At 72.9% G+C, this 12,991-nt stretch carries 19 protein-coding genes; 9 read left to right on the top strand and 10 right to left on the bottom strand.

Going from position 1 to position 12,991, the window contains the following annotated elements:
• Positions 1 to 12: 12 nt before the first annotated feature.
• Positions 13 to 912 (top strand): MFS transporter, encoded by a 900-nt coding sequence (locus tag AB0H87_RS27545; protein WP_360151586.1) that lies wholly within the window; start codon positions 13 to 15, stop codon positions 910 to 912.
• On the opposite strand, the gene AB0H87_RS27550 is transcribed toward AB0H87_RS27545, so the two are convergent.
• The 4 genes from AB0H87_RS27550 to dut all read right to left on the bottom strand — a co-directional run bounded on the left by AB0H87_RS27550 (position 869) and on the right by dut (position 3,262).
• Complete coding sequence (locus tag AB0H87_RS27550; RefSeq protein WP_360151589.1) at positions 869 to 1,555, bottom strand: DUF3159 domain-containing protein; 687 nt, start codon at positions 1,553 to 1,555, stop codon at positions 869 to 871. The two genes, AB0H87_RS27545 and AB0H87_RS27550, sit on opposite strands and share 44 nt — an antisense overlap.
• A complete protein-coding gene (locus AB0H87_RS27555) occupies positions 1,552 to 1,932 on the bottom strand; it encodes an OB-fold nucleic acid binding domain-containing protein (protein WP_360151592.1) in 381 nt (126 codons plus the stop codon). Before AB0H87_RS27555 ends, AB0H87_RS27550 begins: the two co-directional genes overlap by 4 nt.
• A 122-nt stretch (positions 1,933 to 2,054) precedes the next feature.
• Complete coding sequence (locus AB0H87_RS27560; protein WP_360151637.1) at positions 2,055 to 2,792, bottom strand: DUF3710 domain-containing protein; 738 nt, start codon at positions 2,790 to 2,792, stop codon at positions 2,055 to 2,057.
• On the bottom strand, positions 2,789 to 3,262 hold the full coding sequence (gene dut, locus AB0H87_RS27565) for a dUTP diphosphatase (protein ID WP_360151595.1): 474 nt from the start codon (positions 3,260 to 3,262) through the stop codon (positions 2,789 to 2,791). Before dut ends, AB0H87_RS27560 begins: the two co-directional genes overlap by 4 nt.
• Positions 3,263 to 3,351: 89 nt before the next feature.
• On the opposite strand from dut, the gene AB0H87_RS27570 reads away from it, so the two are divergent.
• A complete protein-coding gene (locus tag AB0H87_RS27570; RefSeq protein WP_360151598.1) occupies positions 3,352 to 3,810 on the top strand; it encodes a DUF3093 domain-containing protein in 459 nt (152 codons plus the stop codon).
• Here the strand turns inward: AB0H87_RS27570 and AB0H87_RS27575 are convergent.
• The gene (locus tag AB0H87_RS27575; protein WP_360151601.1) at positions 3,788 to 4,594 is read right to left on the bottom strand and encodes a hypothetical protein; all 807 of its coding nucleotides are present in this window, start codon (positions 4,592 to 4,594) and stop codon (positions 3,788 to 3,790) included. The genes AB0H87_RS27570 and AB0H87_RS27575 overlap by 23 nt on opposite strands.
• A 118-nt stretch (positions 4,595 to 4,712) precedes the next feature.
• A complete protein-coding gene (locus tag AB0H87_RS27580; RefSeq protein WP_203704040.1) occupies positions 4,713 to 5,009 on the bottom strand; it encodes a DUF4193 domain-containing protein in 297 nt (98 codons plus the stop codon).
• Positions 5,010 to 5,396: 387 nt separating this feature from the next.
• Here AB0H87_RS27580 and AB0H87_RS27585 point away from each other — a divergent pair, with 387 nt between their 5' ends.
• Positions 5,397 to 5,927, top strand: a complete 531-nt coding sequence (locus tag AB0H87_RS27585; protein WP_360151604.1) for a LytR C-terminal domain-containing protein — start codon at positions 5,397 to 5,399, stop codon at positions 5,925 to 5,927.
• Here the strand turns inward: AB0H87_RS27585 and AB0H87_RS27590 are convergent, their stop codons facing one another.
• The gene (locus AB0H87_RS27590) at positions 5,928 to 6,752 is read right to left on the bottom strand and encodes an inositol monophosphatase family protein (protein ID WP_360151607.1); all 825 of its coding nucleotides are present in this window, start codon (positions 6,750 to 6,752) and stop codon (positions 5,928 to 5,930) included.
• 269 nt (positions 6,753 to 7,021) lie between these two features.
• On the opposite strand from AB0H87_RS27590, the gene AB0H87_RS27595 reads away from it, so the two are divergent.
• Positions 7,022 to 8,605, top strand: coding sequence for an RNA polymerase sigma factor (locus tag AB0H87_RS27595; protein WP_360151610.1), 1,584 nt, complete (start codon positions 7,022 to 7,024; stop codon positions 8,603 to 8,605).
• Positions 8,606 to 8,614: 9 nt separating this feature from the next.
• Here the strand turns inward: AB0H87_RS27595 and AB0H87_RS27600 are convergent, their stop codons facing one another.
• Positions 8,615 to 8,968 carry a DUF3099 domain-containing protein gene (locus AB0H87_RS27600; RefSeq protein WP_360151613.1) on the bottom strand — a complete coding sequence of 118 codons (354 nt, stop codon included), beginning with the start codon at positions 8,966 to 8,968 and terminating at the stop codon, positions 8,615 to 8,617.
• A gap of 73 nt (positions 8,969 to 9,041) precedes the next feature.
• Between AB0H87_RS27600 and AB0H87_RS27605 the strand changes: the two genes are divergently transcribed.
• The 3 genes from AB0H87_RS27605 to AB0H87_RS27615 are packed head-to-tail and all read left to right on the top strand — an operon-like array spanning position 9,042 to position 10,305.
• The gene (locus tag AB0H87_RS27605) at positions 9,042 to 9,326 is read left to right on the top strand and encodes a hypothetical protein (RefSeq protein ID WP_360151616.1); all 285 of its coding nucleotides are present in this window, start codon (positions 9,042 to 9,044) and stop codon (positions 9,324 to 9,326) included.
• Between the two features lie 2 nt (positions 9,327 to 9,328).
• Entirely contained in the window at positions 9,329 to 9,640 is a 312-nt protein-coding gene (locus AB0H87_RS27610; RefSeq protein ID WP_360151619.1) for a hypothetical protein, read from the top strand.
• A gap of 5 nt (positions 9,641 to 9,645) precedes the next feature.
• On the top strand, positions 9,646 to 10,305 hold the full coding sequence (locus AB0H87_RS27615) for an NAD(P)H-binding protein (RefSeq protein ID WP_360151622.1): 660 nt from the start codon (positions 9,646 to 9,648) through the stop codon (positions 10,303 to 10,305).
• Positions 10,306 to 10,367: 62 nt separating this feature from the next.
• On the opposite strand, the gene AB0H87_RS27620 is transcribed toward AB0H87_RS27615, so the two are convergent.
• Both AB0H87_RS27620 and AB0H87_RS27625 read right to left on the bottom strand, forming a co-directional pair.
• Positions 10,368 to 11,249, bottom strand: coding sequence for a PfkB family carbohydrate kinase (locus AB0H87_RS27620; protein ID WP_360151625.1), 882 nt, complete (start codon positions 11,247 to 11,249; stop codon positions 10,368 to 10,370).
• Between the two features lie 70 nt (positions 11,250 to 11,319).
• The gene (locus AB0H87_RS27625) at positions 11,320 to 12,219 is read right to left on the bottom strand and encodes a pseudouridine-5'-phosphate glycosidase (protein ID WP_360151628.1); all 900 of its coding nucleotides are present in this window, start codon (positions 12,217 to 12,219) and stop codon (positions 11,320 to 11,322) included.
• A gap of 58 nt (positions 12,220 to 12,277) precedes the next feature.
• On the opposite strand from AB0H87_RS27625, the gene AB0H87_RS27630 reads away from it, so the two are divergent.
• Positions 12,278 to 12,550: a DUF3039 domain-containing protein gene (locus AB0H87_RS27630; protein WP_360151631.1), complete on the top strand. Its 273-nt coding sequence runs from the start codon at positions 12,278 to 12,280 to the stop codon at positions 12,548 to 12,550.
• Positions 12,551 to 12,564: 14 nt separating this feature from the next.
• Positions 12,565 to 12,991: TRIC cation channel family protein (locus AB0H87_RS27635; protein WP_360151634.1), on the top strand; the 427-nt coding region annotated here is incomplete at its 3' end.

The following is a 12,991-nucleotide window of genomic DNA, read 5'->3' on the forward strand; positions in this document are numbered from 1 at the left end:
GGCGCCATTCAGGTGACCGGCTTAGCATGCGCCAGGCTCGTCCACCGGACGCATCGGCCGCGATCAGCGGGCTGGCGGGCGGTGTTCCTGGCCAACGTGCCGATCGGGCTCGCGGTGCTGGCGCTGACCCGGCGCGCACCGGCCCTACAACGCACCGGCCGCCGGATCGACTGGCCGGCCCACCTCGCCGCCGCGGCCGCACTGGCGCTGGCCACCGACGCCGTGATCGCCGCCGGCGCCCGGTCCTGGCCGCACGTCGCGTGGTCGCTGGCCGGCCTCGCCGCCGCCGCGCTGCTGTTCCGCTCCTTGGAGCGCCGCGGCGCCGCACCGGTGCTCGACCGCGCCCTGCTGCGGGCCGGCGGCGTGCGGGCCGGCCTGCTCGCGGCGGCCGCGGTCAGTTTCGCCCTCACGGGCGCGCTGTTCGTCCTGCCGCTGCTGCTCGCGCACCTCGGCCCGCTGCGCACCGGGCTGGCGCTGCTGCCGATGACCGTCCCGTTCGTGACCAACCCGCCGCTCACCGGCCGGATCGTGGCCCGCGTCGGGCCGCGCGCGCCGATCCTGGCCGGCCTCGGCGTGCTCACGACCGGCGGGGCGGCGCTGGCGGCCCCGGTGTTCGTGGGCGGCGGCTACCCGTGGCTCGTGCCGGGCCTGCTGCTGACCGGGCTCGGCGTCTCGCTCGTGCTCCCCGCGCTGGTCGCCGCGCTGGTGCGGGCGGCACCGCCCGGTGCCGCCGGTGCCGTGGGCGGCGTGCTCAACGCCGTGCGCCAGGTGGGCGCCACGCTCGGCGTGGCGGTGATGGGCGCGGCCGCGCGTACCGGCTGGTCCCTGGTTTTCTCGGCGGTGTGCTGCGCCGCCGCGTGGCTGGTGTTCAGGCGCTCTCGACGGCCGGTGCCGGTGGGCGGTCGCGGGTGACCCGGCGGACCACGGCGACGGTGAACAGCGCCAGCAGCACGTACGGCGGTGTGCCGAGCACCAACCGCGCGATGCCGAGCAGGTCGTCCTGCTTGTCGAGGTAGAGCCAGGCCTGCGCGCTGACCTTGAGGATCCAGACGACCGCCCACACCACGGTGAGCCAGATGAACGTGCGCATCAGCCGGCGGTCCTCGCGCCACTCGGACTTGCCGCCGGCCATGATCACGGACCAGCCCCAGCCGACCAGCGGCTGCCGCACGGCGGCCGAGATCAGCAGCGCCGCGGCGAACACGTAGCTCTGGATGATGCCCGGCAGGTAGAAGTCGCGGGCCTCGCCGGTGCGCCAGGCGATCAGCGCGCCCAGGGCGATGCCGAACAGGCCGTTGACCGCGTGCCGGATCGGGCGCTTCTGGGCCAGCCGCACCCCACCGATCACGACGGCGACCCCGACGGAGGCGATCAGCGCCGGGTTGAGCTCCCAGACGATGTTGACGACGACGAAGACCAGGATCGGGACGCTCGACTCGACCAGCCCGCGCCAGCCGCCGAGCTGCTGCGCGACCATCTCGCCGAAGGGCGGCAGCGGCTCCTCGCCGTCGGGGTCGCGGGTGGACTCGTCGGCGGCGCGCGGCGAAGAGGTCATCTGGTGGCTTCCAGCTCGTAGTACGGGTTGTAGATGACTTTACGGTCATCCCGCACCGCGACGCGACCACGCGCTGTCAGTTGTCGCCCGGGCTCGATCCCCGCGATGTGTCGCCGGCCCAGCCACACCAGCGTCACCACGTCACTGCCGTCGTAGAGGTCGGCCTCGAGGGTGGGGAGGTTGGTGCGCGGGGTGTAGACGACGGTCTTGAGGCGCCCGGAGAGCGCCACGACCTGCCCCCGCATGCAGAGCCCGGCCGGCATGCAGCCGGACTTCGCGCTCTCCCGCTGGAGGTTTTCCGCCTCCAGGGTCTCCTCGTCGGCCGTCAGCCGCTGGAGAAAGCGCCGCAACGACGTGCGGCTCTGGTCGATGGCCATGACCTTTGCGCTTCACTCTCCTCGGCGCCCCGGCCGGGCGCACGCCCCTTTCAGCGTACGCGTGACCGGGGCCACACACCTCCCCGCGCCGACCGGTCGACGCGGAGAACGGTGTCGATCGCTCAGCGTGGTCGCGGCGAGGGCCGGCGGCGGGGTCCCTGGCCCGGGCCCGCCCCGTTGGTCGGCGGCGCCGGCGGGGCCGGCTCGGGCTCGGCCTGCTGCTCGTGCACCTGGTCGCTGGCCTCCTTGGGCAGCCGCAGCGGCAGCGGCTCGCGCACCGGCTTGGCCTCCTGGCCGCGGTCGACCACGAGGCCGTGCAGGCACTCCACCAGCACACCGGCGCGGGACGGGTCGGTCGCGGCCGGGCCCTGGAACACGCCGCGGACCATCCAGCGCGGCCCGTCGATGCCGAGGAAGCGCAGGTCGGTCAGGCCGTCCGCGGTGCGCACCCGGGCGCGCAGCTCGACGCCGTACTCGCCGTCGGTCTCCTCCGCCGCCACGCCCTCGCTGAACAGCGACTTGCGGATCTCGTCGCGCACCTCGTCCCAGATGCCCTCGGAGCGCGGCGCGGCGAAGACGCCGATCTGCAGCGCGTTCTCGCCGTTGACCAGCACCACCTGCTGCACGGCGCCGTCGGGGTTGGCCTGCACGCGGATCTCCACGTCCGGCACCGCCGGGATCTGCAGGCTGCCCAGGTCGAGCCGCTCCACTCCGGACGGAGCCTCGGCGACGTCGTAGGGTCCGGTCGGCCGCTCGGCCGGCGGCTGGGGCACTCGGGCGCTGCCGCGGGCCGGGCGCTCGGCTCGGCCGCCCCGGTCGTCGCGGGCGTGCCGCCCTGAACCGCCTCGGGAGAACATCAGTCCGCCTGCCTTTCGGAAGAGGCCACCCCGCCGGTCGAGCCGTGCCCGCCCGACCCGCGCACGGAGCCGGGCAGCTCCTCGACGACGTGGAAGTGTGCCCGCTCGACGCGCTGCACGACAAGCTGCGCGATGCGGTCGCCGCGCGAGATCTTCGCGGGCGCCGACGGGTCGTGGTTGACGAGGTTGACCAGGATCTCACCGCGGTAGCCGGCGTCCACCGTGCCGGGCGCGTTGAGCACCGTCACGCCCTGCCGGGCGGCCAGGCCGGACCGCGGGTGCACCAGGCCGACGAAGCCCTCGGGCAGCGCGATCGCGACTCCGGTCGGCACCAGTGCCCGGGCGCCGGGCGGGATCTCCACGTCGGCGGCGGCCGACAGGTCGGCACCCGCGTCACCGGGATGGGCGTACGACGGGAGCGGGAGGTCCGGGTCGAGCTGGCGCACAGCCACCCGGACGGCGGCGTCGGTCACGGTGTCAGCTTTCTCTGAGGGTCCCGCGGGCGCGGTCCTTCCTATCCTGCCGGGTGCCGAGAGTACGGCGCGCCGTACCCTCGGACATCGTGGCTACCGATGACTACGCCGAGCGGTTACGGCTCCCCTGGTGGCTGTGGCTCTGCGGCCTGGGCGTCGCGGTGCTGCTGGCCATCGAGGTGTGGATGGGCGCCGACGGCGTGCGCGCCTGGCTCCCGTTCGTGGTGCTGATCCCGCTCGCCCTCGTCGGGCTCTGGCGGGCCGGCCGGATCCAGGTCGCCGTCCGCGGCGGTGAGCTGCACGTCGACGACGCGCACATCCCGCTGTCGTTCGTCACCGACGCGGTGCCGCTGGACGCGGCCGGCAAGCGCGAGGTGCTCGGCGTCGGCAGCCACGAGCTGGCCTTCGTCGTGCAGCGGCCGTGGGTCGCCGGCGCGGTGCAGGTCGTCATCGACGACCCGGCGGACCCGACGCCGTACTGGGTGGTCAGCTCGCGTGACCCCGTGCGGCTGGCGGAGGCGCTGGTCAGCGCGGCTCCCCCTCGATGACGTTCCCCTTGCGCTTCTTGAGGTCCTTGACGACCTGCTCGCCGATCGCCTTCGTGGCCCGCCCGTTGAGGTAGCTGGCGACCGCGGCGCCGGTCAGGAACGGGCCCAGGGTGGTCAGGTTGCGGCCGAACCGGCGCAACAGCCGGTCGCGCATCTCCTTGCGGGCGGCGGTGCCGAGCACCGCGCCGATGCCGACGCCGGGCACGATCGGGTTGACCCCACGCTGCTGCGACCAGGCCATCACCAGCGGGATCGCGCGCTGCGCGCGGGTGCCGGGCACCGGCTGGCCGTACACCTCGTGCAGCTCGCCGATCAGCTTGATCTCGATGGCCACGACGGTGACGGTCTCGGCGGCGAGCAGGACCGGCGCGGAGAGCAGGGTCGGCGTCGCGGCCCACTCGATCGCGGCGACGCCGCCACCGGCCGCGCCGACGCCGGCGGTGGCCCGGCTGGCGTTGCGGACGAGGCGCTCGGCGAGCTTGTCGTCGTCGAGGCCGGGGTGGTGCTTGCGCAGCGTCGCCAGGTCCCGGACGTCGACGTAGGGCGCGACGTCGTTGACCGTGTCGGCGATCCACTTGAGTGCGGCGCGGGGCTTGAACAGGTCACCCACCCCGCGGGCGCGGACCTGGCCCATGAGCCGGCCGAGCAGGCGGTTGCGCTGGCCGGGCTCCAGATTCTCGGCGGTGAGCTTGGCGACCGTGTCAGCAAGCTCGGCGGCCTCGGGCGGGGACTCCGGAGGGGCGGCGGAGTCCGGGTCGCCCGCGGACCGGTCGGCGTGGCTCATCTGTGCCCTCCCGCTTGTTCCGTCACTGACGAGTCAAGCAGGTCCTGGCCACGACCGCAGGTCTAGTCGTCGGCGGCGGCGACCCGCTGGGGCCGCCGCCCTGGTCATCGATCGCCGGTCAGGCACATTCCCGGCAGATCAGGTCGCCATTGCGCTCGTAGGCGAGCTGGCTGCGGTGGTGGACAAGGAAACAGCGCGCGCAGCGGAACTCGTCCTGCTGCATCGGCAGCACCTTGACCGTGAGCTCTTCGTCGGCGAGGTCGGCGCCCGGCAGCTCAAAGCTCTCAGCCACTTCGGCCTCGTCGACGTCCACGGCGCCCGACTGTGCGTCCGTGCGTCGGGCCTTGAGCTCTTCCAGGCTGTCCTCGCCGAGGTCGACCTCGTCGCGACGCGGGGCGTCGTAGTCGGTGGCCATCGGTGTCACTCTCCCGTATCGATAAGTCGCCTAGGTGTAACGCCAAGCGACGGTGTTTCGGTTCCCGGTCGGCCGCGAAACTTCGGAGGCGGGCCCGACGGGCGCCCGCGAGCGCGGTACCTTACCTGCCCCTGCGGGAGGCATGTATACCGCCCTCGTGGCCCTCTAAGACGCTCTTTGGCCCGAAGTTGTTCCCGATGTGACTCAGGCGACACGAAGATAGGTGTCTGACGCCGTGGATCACGTTCGGCGCGCCGGGGATGTCCCGGGTGTTTCCACGCGTCCGGCGGACAACCGTTAACCTCGGTCGCAGACCGGGTGACCGAGGCCACGCCAGCAGGCAGCGCCAACCGTGCACCATCACCGTCACCTGCACGGGAGCGGGATATGACCTTTGCGCGAGTGCGAGCGCTCGTCGTCGTGAGCGCGCTCGCCGTGCTGGCTGTGGCCTTTGTGGTCTACGCGCTCGTCGACGACTCGCAGAAGGGGCGCACCCTCGCGGCCCAGTGTCCCGAAGGCTGGCCAGTCGTCGATCTGACACTCAAGAAGTCCGAGGACATCAAGATCAATGTCCTGAACGCGACCGACAAGGTGGGCCTCGCCGACTCGGTCGGCGGTGACTTCGCGAACCGCAAGTTCCAGGTGGTGAAGAAGAGCAACTCGAGGACCGCGGTCGACGGCGTCGCCCTCCTCCGCTACGGGCCGAAGGCGGTCGCCGGCGCCCACGTGATCCGCGCGTACTTCCTCGACGAGGCCAAGACGGAATACGACCCGGCCCGCAAGGACGACGTCGTCGACGTGGTCATCGGCGACCAGTTCAAGCAGCTGGCCACCTCGACCGAGGTCAACCAGTCGCTTGTGGAGCTGGCCGCGGGCGGCGAGCCGAAGCTGCCGCCGCAGTCCTGCCCGGCGCCCTAGTCACGGGCCGCCGGCGGCGTCGTAGTCGGCCAGCAGCTCGGTCAGCGGGCCGAAGATGGCCGGCGGCGCCGCCACCACCATGTCGGGGCCCGCGGGGGTCCCGTCCAGGCCACCGACCAGCAGACCCGCCTCACGGGCGATCAGGCCACCGGCGGCGTGGTCCCAGGGGTTGAGCCCCTTCTCGAAGTACGCGTCGACGGCGCCCTCGGCGGCCAGGCACAGGTCGAGCGCCGCCGCACCGAACCGCCGGATGTCCCGGACCCGGGCGATCAGCCGGGTCAGCACCTCGGCCTGGTGCGCCCGGCGCTTCGCGTCGTAGCCGAAGCCGGTGGCCACCAGCGCCTGCGCCAGCTCGGTCTGTGTCGAGCCGCCGAGGCGCCGCCCGCCCCGGAACGCGCCGCCGCCCAGCGTCGCGGTCCACTCGTCGCCCGTGGCCGCGTTGCGCACCACGGCGGCCACGGCCACCCCGTCGACCTCGGCGGCCAGCGAGACGGCGTACTGCGGCAGGCCGTAAAGGTAGTTGACCGTCCCGTCGATGGGGTCCACCACCCAGCGCACCGCCCCCGCGCCGTCGGTGCCCCCGTACTCCTCGCCCAGCACGGTGTCGCCCGGCCGCAGCGCGCCGAGCGCGGCGACCACCTGGCGCTCGACGGCGCGGTCCGCCGCCGTGACCACGTCGGTGTCGGTCGACTTCGTGCTGACCCCGGAGACACCCTCCGCACGCATGCTGCGGGCCGTGTCGGCCGCCTCGCGCGCGACGGTCACCGCGATCGCCAGCAACTCCTCCGCCTGTGTTCGTCGCGGATCCGGCGTCGTGTCGCTCATCAGTCCCCCTTCAATCCGGTTACGATTTTGTCAAAGTCCATCGTTTTTCCTTCCTCCGGCAGCCGCCCTCAGCGGCCGGGCCGCTGTGCAGGCGTGCGCCGCGCGATGTTTCGCCGCCGACGGCGTTACAATTCACGCCTGCACCCCTGTCACGAACTTCCCGCGCAGGCCGGTTCGTGGCTCGGGGGCCCACTACCTTTGAAACCTGGCCCACCGCATCGCTGGTCCCGACCGGCTGTGCCCGCTCGATCGCCTCCGGAAGGTCATTCGTGACAGAGCCACGCCAACCCGGCGCAGACGTCCGCTCGATCACCGAGATTTTGATCGCCCACGCCCAGCGCGGAGGCGGCCACATCACGTCGGCGGAGGTCCAGCGCACGGTCGAGTCGGCCGAGGTGACTCCGGCCCAGGCCAAGAAAATCTTGCGCGCGATCGTCGACGCCGGCATCACCGTCGTGGTCGACGGCTCCGCGAGCACCAAGCGCAAGGTCGCCGCCGCCCGCTCCGCGACGCCGGCCTCCCGCGCGACCACCGCCAAGGCCACGGCGGCCGCCAAGAAGACGGCGCCGCCCAAGCAGGTGCCCGCGGCCGACGAGGCACCCGCGGCGAACGGTGCGGCACCGGCCAAGGCCGCCGCCCCCGCGAAGGCCACCCGCGCCAAGGCCGCGAAGGCCACCAAGGTCGCGGCCAAGCCCGGCACCGAGGACGCCAAGGGCACCGCCGAGCCCGGCGAGGGCCCCGCCGAGGGCGAAGAGATCGATCCCGAGGAGCTCGCCGCCGAGATCGAGGACGTCGTCGTCGAGGAGGAGCCGGCCGAGCTGGCCCAGGCCGCCGCCACCGACGCCGCCTCGGTCGCCACCGACAACGACTTCGAGTGGGACGACGAAGAGTCCGAGGCGCTCAAGCAGGCCCGCCGCGACGCGGAGCTGACCGCGTCCGCCGACTCCGTCCGCGCCTACCTCAAGCAGATCGGCAAGGTCCCGCTGCTCAACGCCGAGCAGGAGGTCGAGCTGGCCAAGCGGATCGAGGCCGGGCTCTACGCCTCCGAGCGGCTGCGGGCCGCCGACGAGGGCGAGGAGAAGCTGCCCACGCAGATGACCCGCGACCTCGGCTGGATCTCCCGCGACGGCGAGCGCGCCAAGAACCACCTGCTGGAGGCCAACCTCCGGCTCGTGGTCTCGCTGGCCAAGCGCTACACCGGCCGCGGCATGGCCTTCCTCGACCTGATCCAGGAGGGCAACCTGGGTCTGATCCGCGCCGTCGAGAAGTTCGACTACACCAAGGGCTACAAGTTCTCGACCTACGCGACCTGGTGGATCCGGCAGGCGATCACCCGCGCGATGGCCGACCAGGCCCGCACCATCCGCATCCCGGTGCACATGGTCGAGGTCATCAACAAGCTCGGCCGCATCCAGCGCGAGCTGCTCCAGGACCTGGGCCGCGAGCCCACGCCGGAGGAGCTCGCCAAGGAGATGGACATCACGCCGGAAAAGGTCCTCGAGATCCAGCAGTACGCACGGGAGCCGATCTCGCTCGACCAGACCATCGGCGACGAGGGCGACAGCCAGCTCGGCGACTTCATCGAAGACTCCGAGGCGGTCGTGGCCGTCGACGCGGTCTCGTTCTCGCTCCTGCAGGACCAGCTCCAGCAGGTGCTGCAGACGCTCTCCGAGCGCGAGGCGGGTGTGGTCCGGCTGCGCTTCGGCCTCACCGACGGCCAGCCGCGCACGCTCGACGAGATCGGCCAGGTCTACGGGGTCACCCGCGAGCGCATCCGGCAGATCGAGTCCAAGACGATGTCGAAGCTGCGCCACCCGTCGCGCTCGCAGGTCCTGCGCGACTACCTGGACTGAGCTAGCAGGTCACGGTTCCGCGTCGATTGTCTTGTGCGGCGCGGAATCGTTGCCGGTCGGCTGCGTCGGCAGGCTCGGCGGCCCCTTGCGGTGCTCGTCCTTGTGGAAGTGCCGGTACTTCTCCTTCGGCGGCCGGTCGTTGGCCAGGATGACGGCCGTCCACGGCAGCACCACCGCGGCGGCGCCGACCAGGAACAGCCAGAGCCAGAGCATCGGCGGGCGGGTCGCGACGAGCACGGCGAAGACGATCACGCACACGGCACGCAGCGACATCATGAGGACGTAGCGATGCGTCCGGCGGCGCAACTGGTCGTCCTGGCTGCGTTCGGCGTCGGTGATCAGCACTGGTCGACCCGACTTCACCCTTCCATCCAATCACCACCTCCGCGCATGCGCGACGGCGCGGTCCGTGTTACGTCCGTGGTACGTTGGGGAAGTGGGCCGCCGGTACAGCTTCACCGACGACGGGTTGAGCAACCTCGCGGTCTACGACGTGACGCCCGGCGAGGTCTGGGAGGCCCTGCACGGCACCCGGCGGGTCATCCGGCACCTCGGCGAGCTCACCGTGGTCTACGCCGCCAGCCGGCGCGGCCGGCGGCTCGTGGTCCTGCTCGCGGAGACGGCCCACGACGACCACGACTTCGACATCCTCTCGGCGCGCGAGATGACCGACACGGAAGTCAAGCGCTACGAGGAAACAGTGGGTGGTTGGGGGCGGTAGCCGTGGACAGAGACCAGGCCATCAAGCGGTTCCACGAAGGCGGCGACGACTTCGCCGACCTGATCAGCGACGGCAGTCCGGGCGAGCTGCCCGTGCCCGACACCGAGCAGCCCATGGTCAGCCGGTCGGTGCGCCTACCGCTGCACACCTACGAGCGCGTCCGGGCCGCGGCCGACGCCCGCGGGATCGGCGTCACGACGCTGATGCGCCAGTGGATCGAGGCCGGGCTCGCCGACCTCGACGACTCGGCCACGGTCTCGCTGGCCGACCTGCGCCGGGCCCTGGCCACCCTGCCGCGCAACCACGCGGCCTGACCGCGATGCGCGTCCTGCTGACCGGCGCGACCGGGATGGTCGGCCAAGGAGTGCTGCGCGAGTGCCTCAACGCGCCCGACGTGTCCGAGGTGGTCTCGCTCGGCCGGTCGCCGCTGCACACGGACCACCCGAAGCTGCGCTCCATCGTGGTCACGGACCTGTTCGACCTCGACGACGTCGGCGACGGCCTGGCCGGCATCGACGCCTGCTTCTTCTGCCTCGGGGTGTCGTCGGTCGGGATGAGCGCCGAGACCTACGAGCGGATCACCCACGACCTGACGCTCGGGGTCGCCGACGCGCTCGCCGCGCAGTCCCCCGACCCGACGTTCGTCTACGTCTCCGGCGCGGGCACCTCCGAGACCTCCCGCCAGCGCTGGGCCCAGGTCAAGGGGCGCACGGAGCGGGAGCTGCTCGAACGCTTCCCCAAGGGCTACATGTTCCGGCCCGGGTTCATCCAGCCGCTGCACGGCATCCGGCCGCGGAGCCGGGTCTACCGCGTCCTGATCACCGCGGGCGGCTGGCTGATCCCGCTGTTCCGCCGGCTCGCACCGACCCAGGTGGTCACCACCGAGGAGGTCGGCCGGGCGATGCTGGCAGTGGCCCGCATCAGCCCGCCGAAGCACGTCATCGACAACCCGGAGATCGCGGCGCTGGCCCGCTCCTAAGGCGTGGCCGGCCCGTTCCCAGGGCGTGGCCGGCCCGTTCCCAGGGCGTGGCCGGCCGGTTCCTAGGGCCGGGCGCCGACCGTCACCACGGCGCGGGCACCCGCCGTGACCGCCGCCGTGAGGCACGCCTGCGGGTCGCCACCCGCCAGCCAGGTCGCCAGCAGCCCGGCGGCGAACGCGTCGCCGGCGCCGGTCGGGTCCACGACGGTCGTGGCGATCGCCGGCACCGTCTCCTGCCCGCCGTCCGGGCCGGCCCAGACCGCGCCGGCGCCGCCGAGCTTGACGACCACGGCCCCGCCCAGCTCCGCCGCGAGGGCGCGCGCCCGGTCCCGGCGGTCGGCCGCCAGCACCGCCGCCTCGTCCTCGTTGGCCAGCAGCAGGTCGACGCCGCGTACCCAGGACCGGAAGGCCGCACCGCCCACCTGCCGCAGCGGCGCCGCCGAGGCCGCGTCGACGCTCACCGTCAGCCCCAGGCCGCGCGCCACCGCGAGCGCCCGCAGGCCCGCCGGCCGCGACCGCTCGTCGAGCAGCGCGTAGCCGGACAGGTGCAGGTGCCCCGCGCCGCCCACGGCCAGCGCCGCGGCCACCTCGTCCGGGTCGAGCAGCAGGCTCGCGCCGCGGTCGGTGACCATGGTCCGCCGCCCGCCCTCGGCGAGCACGATCACGGTGCCGGTCGGCGCACCGGTGCGCGGTGGGAGTGGACAGTCCACTCCGGCCGCGGCCAGCTCGGCGAGCCGGGCCGCGCCCGCCGCGTCGTCGCCGACGGCCGCGAGCAGCGTGACCGGCACCCCGTGCCAGGCGAGCCACGCCGCGGTGTTGGCCGCCTGGCCGCCGCCGGTGAACCGGATCGACGCGGCGGTGTCCGTGTCCGGCGCCGGTGGCTCGCCGAGCACGGCGACGACATCCGTCACCAGATCCCCGAGAACGGCGACACGACCATTCATGCCGCCGCCTCCCTCCGGTCGGCGGAGCAAGAATGTGGCCAGCTGAGCCGACTACGCTCGCTTCGCTCGCTCATGCGGCGGCGGTGGCGATCCGGGCGGCCAGGTCGGCGTTGCGCAGGATGATCCGGACGTTGACGTCGAGGCTCGCGCCGCCGGTGTGCTCGTGGAACCAGCCGAGCAGGAACGGCGTGACCGCCTTGCCCGTGATCCCCTGCTGCGCCAGCGCCGCCATCCCCTCGGTCAGCGTGCGGTCGTGCAGCTCCGGGTCGAGCTGCTCGTCCGCGGGCAGCGGGTTGGCGACCACCAGCGCGCCGCGGTGCACCCCCTGCGCCTCGCGCGCGCGGACGGCCCGGGCCGCCTCCTCGGGCGAGTCCAGCGACCAGTCGACGGGGAAGCCGCTGTCGCGCAGGTAGAAGCCCGGGAACCGGAGCGTGCGGTAGCCGGCGACGGCCACGCCCAGGGTCTCCAGCCGCTCCAGCGTCGCGCCGACGTCGAGGATGGACTTGACTCCGGCGCAGACCACGGCGATCGGCGTACGGGCCAGCGTGACCAGGTCGGCCGACTCGTCGTAGGGCGCGTCCCGGTGCACGCCGCCGAGCCCGCCGGTGGCGAACACCCGGATGCCGGCGGCTGCCGCGACAGCACTGGTCGCGGCGACCGTGGTGGCGCCGTCGACGCCCTTCGCGGCGGCCACGGCCAGGTCGCGCGCCGACAGCTTGGCCACGCCGTCGGTCTCGGCGAGGCGGGTGAGCTGGGCGTCGTCGAGCCCGACGTGCACGCGGCCGCCGAGCACCGCGATGGTCGCCGGCACGGCGCCGGCCGCCCGGACGGTCGCCTCGATCTCGCGGGCCACCTTGAGGTTGTCGGGGCGGGGCAGGCCGTGCGCGATGATCGTGCTCTCCAGCGCGACCACGGGGCCGCCGGCCGCCAGCGCGTCCGCCACTTCCGGCGCTAATACCAAGTCGTTCACGTTGTCACCGTACGGGTGGCCAGGTGCGGCAACCGCACCTACCTGGCAGACTTGATTGGTGACCAGTCCCAGCCCCGAAACCAGCGGCACCATCCTCGAGCGTCCGGTCGAGACGCCGTTCGAGCAGGGCGACCACGAGCGGTTCGCGCACTACGCGGACCGCGACAAGATCACCGAGGCCATGGTCCTCGGCACGCCGGTCAAGGCGTTGTGCGGCAAGGTCTGGGTCCCGTCACGCGACCCGAGCCGCTTCCCGGTCTGCCCTGAGTGCAAAGAGATCTTCGAAGACGACAAGCGGTTCTACGACCAGGAACCGAAGCCCGAGCAGTGATCTAGAGTTCGGCGGTGTCAGCCACCGCCGCACTCCTCTTCGCCGATCTGCTCGGCGTAGCTGTTTTCGCCGCTTCCGGCGCATCCGCCGCAGTGGTCAAGCGACTCGACCTGTTCGGTGTCTGCTTTGTCGGCTTCGTGGCGGCGCTCGGCGGCGGAATCGTCCGTGACCTGGTGGTCGACCAGAACCCGCCACTGGCCTTCGACGACTGGCGCTACGCCGTTGTGGCAGCTCTCACAGCCGTCGCGGTCTTCTTCTTCCACCCGCAGCTCGCCCGGCTCCGCCGGGTCGTCGTCGTGCTCGACGCCGCGGGCCTCGCGCTGTTCACGGTCACCGGCACGCTGGTCGCGCTGCGGGCCGGCGTCCCACCGGTGGGCGCCTGCCTGCTCGGCATGATCGCCGCGATCGGCGGCGGCGTCGCCCGCGACCTCCTGCTCGGCG

This window comes from Asanoa sp. NPDC050611 (assembly GCF_040654855.1).
In the GTDB taxonomy this organism is placed as follows: Bacteria; Actinomycetota; Actinomycetes; order Mycobacteriales; family Micromonosporaceae; genus Asanoa.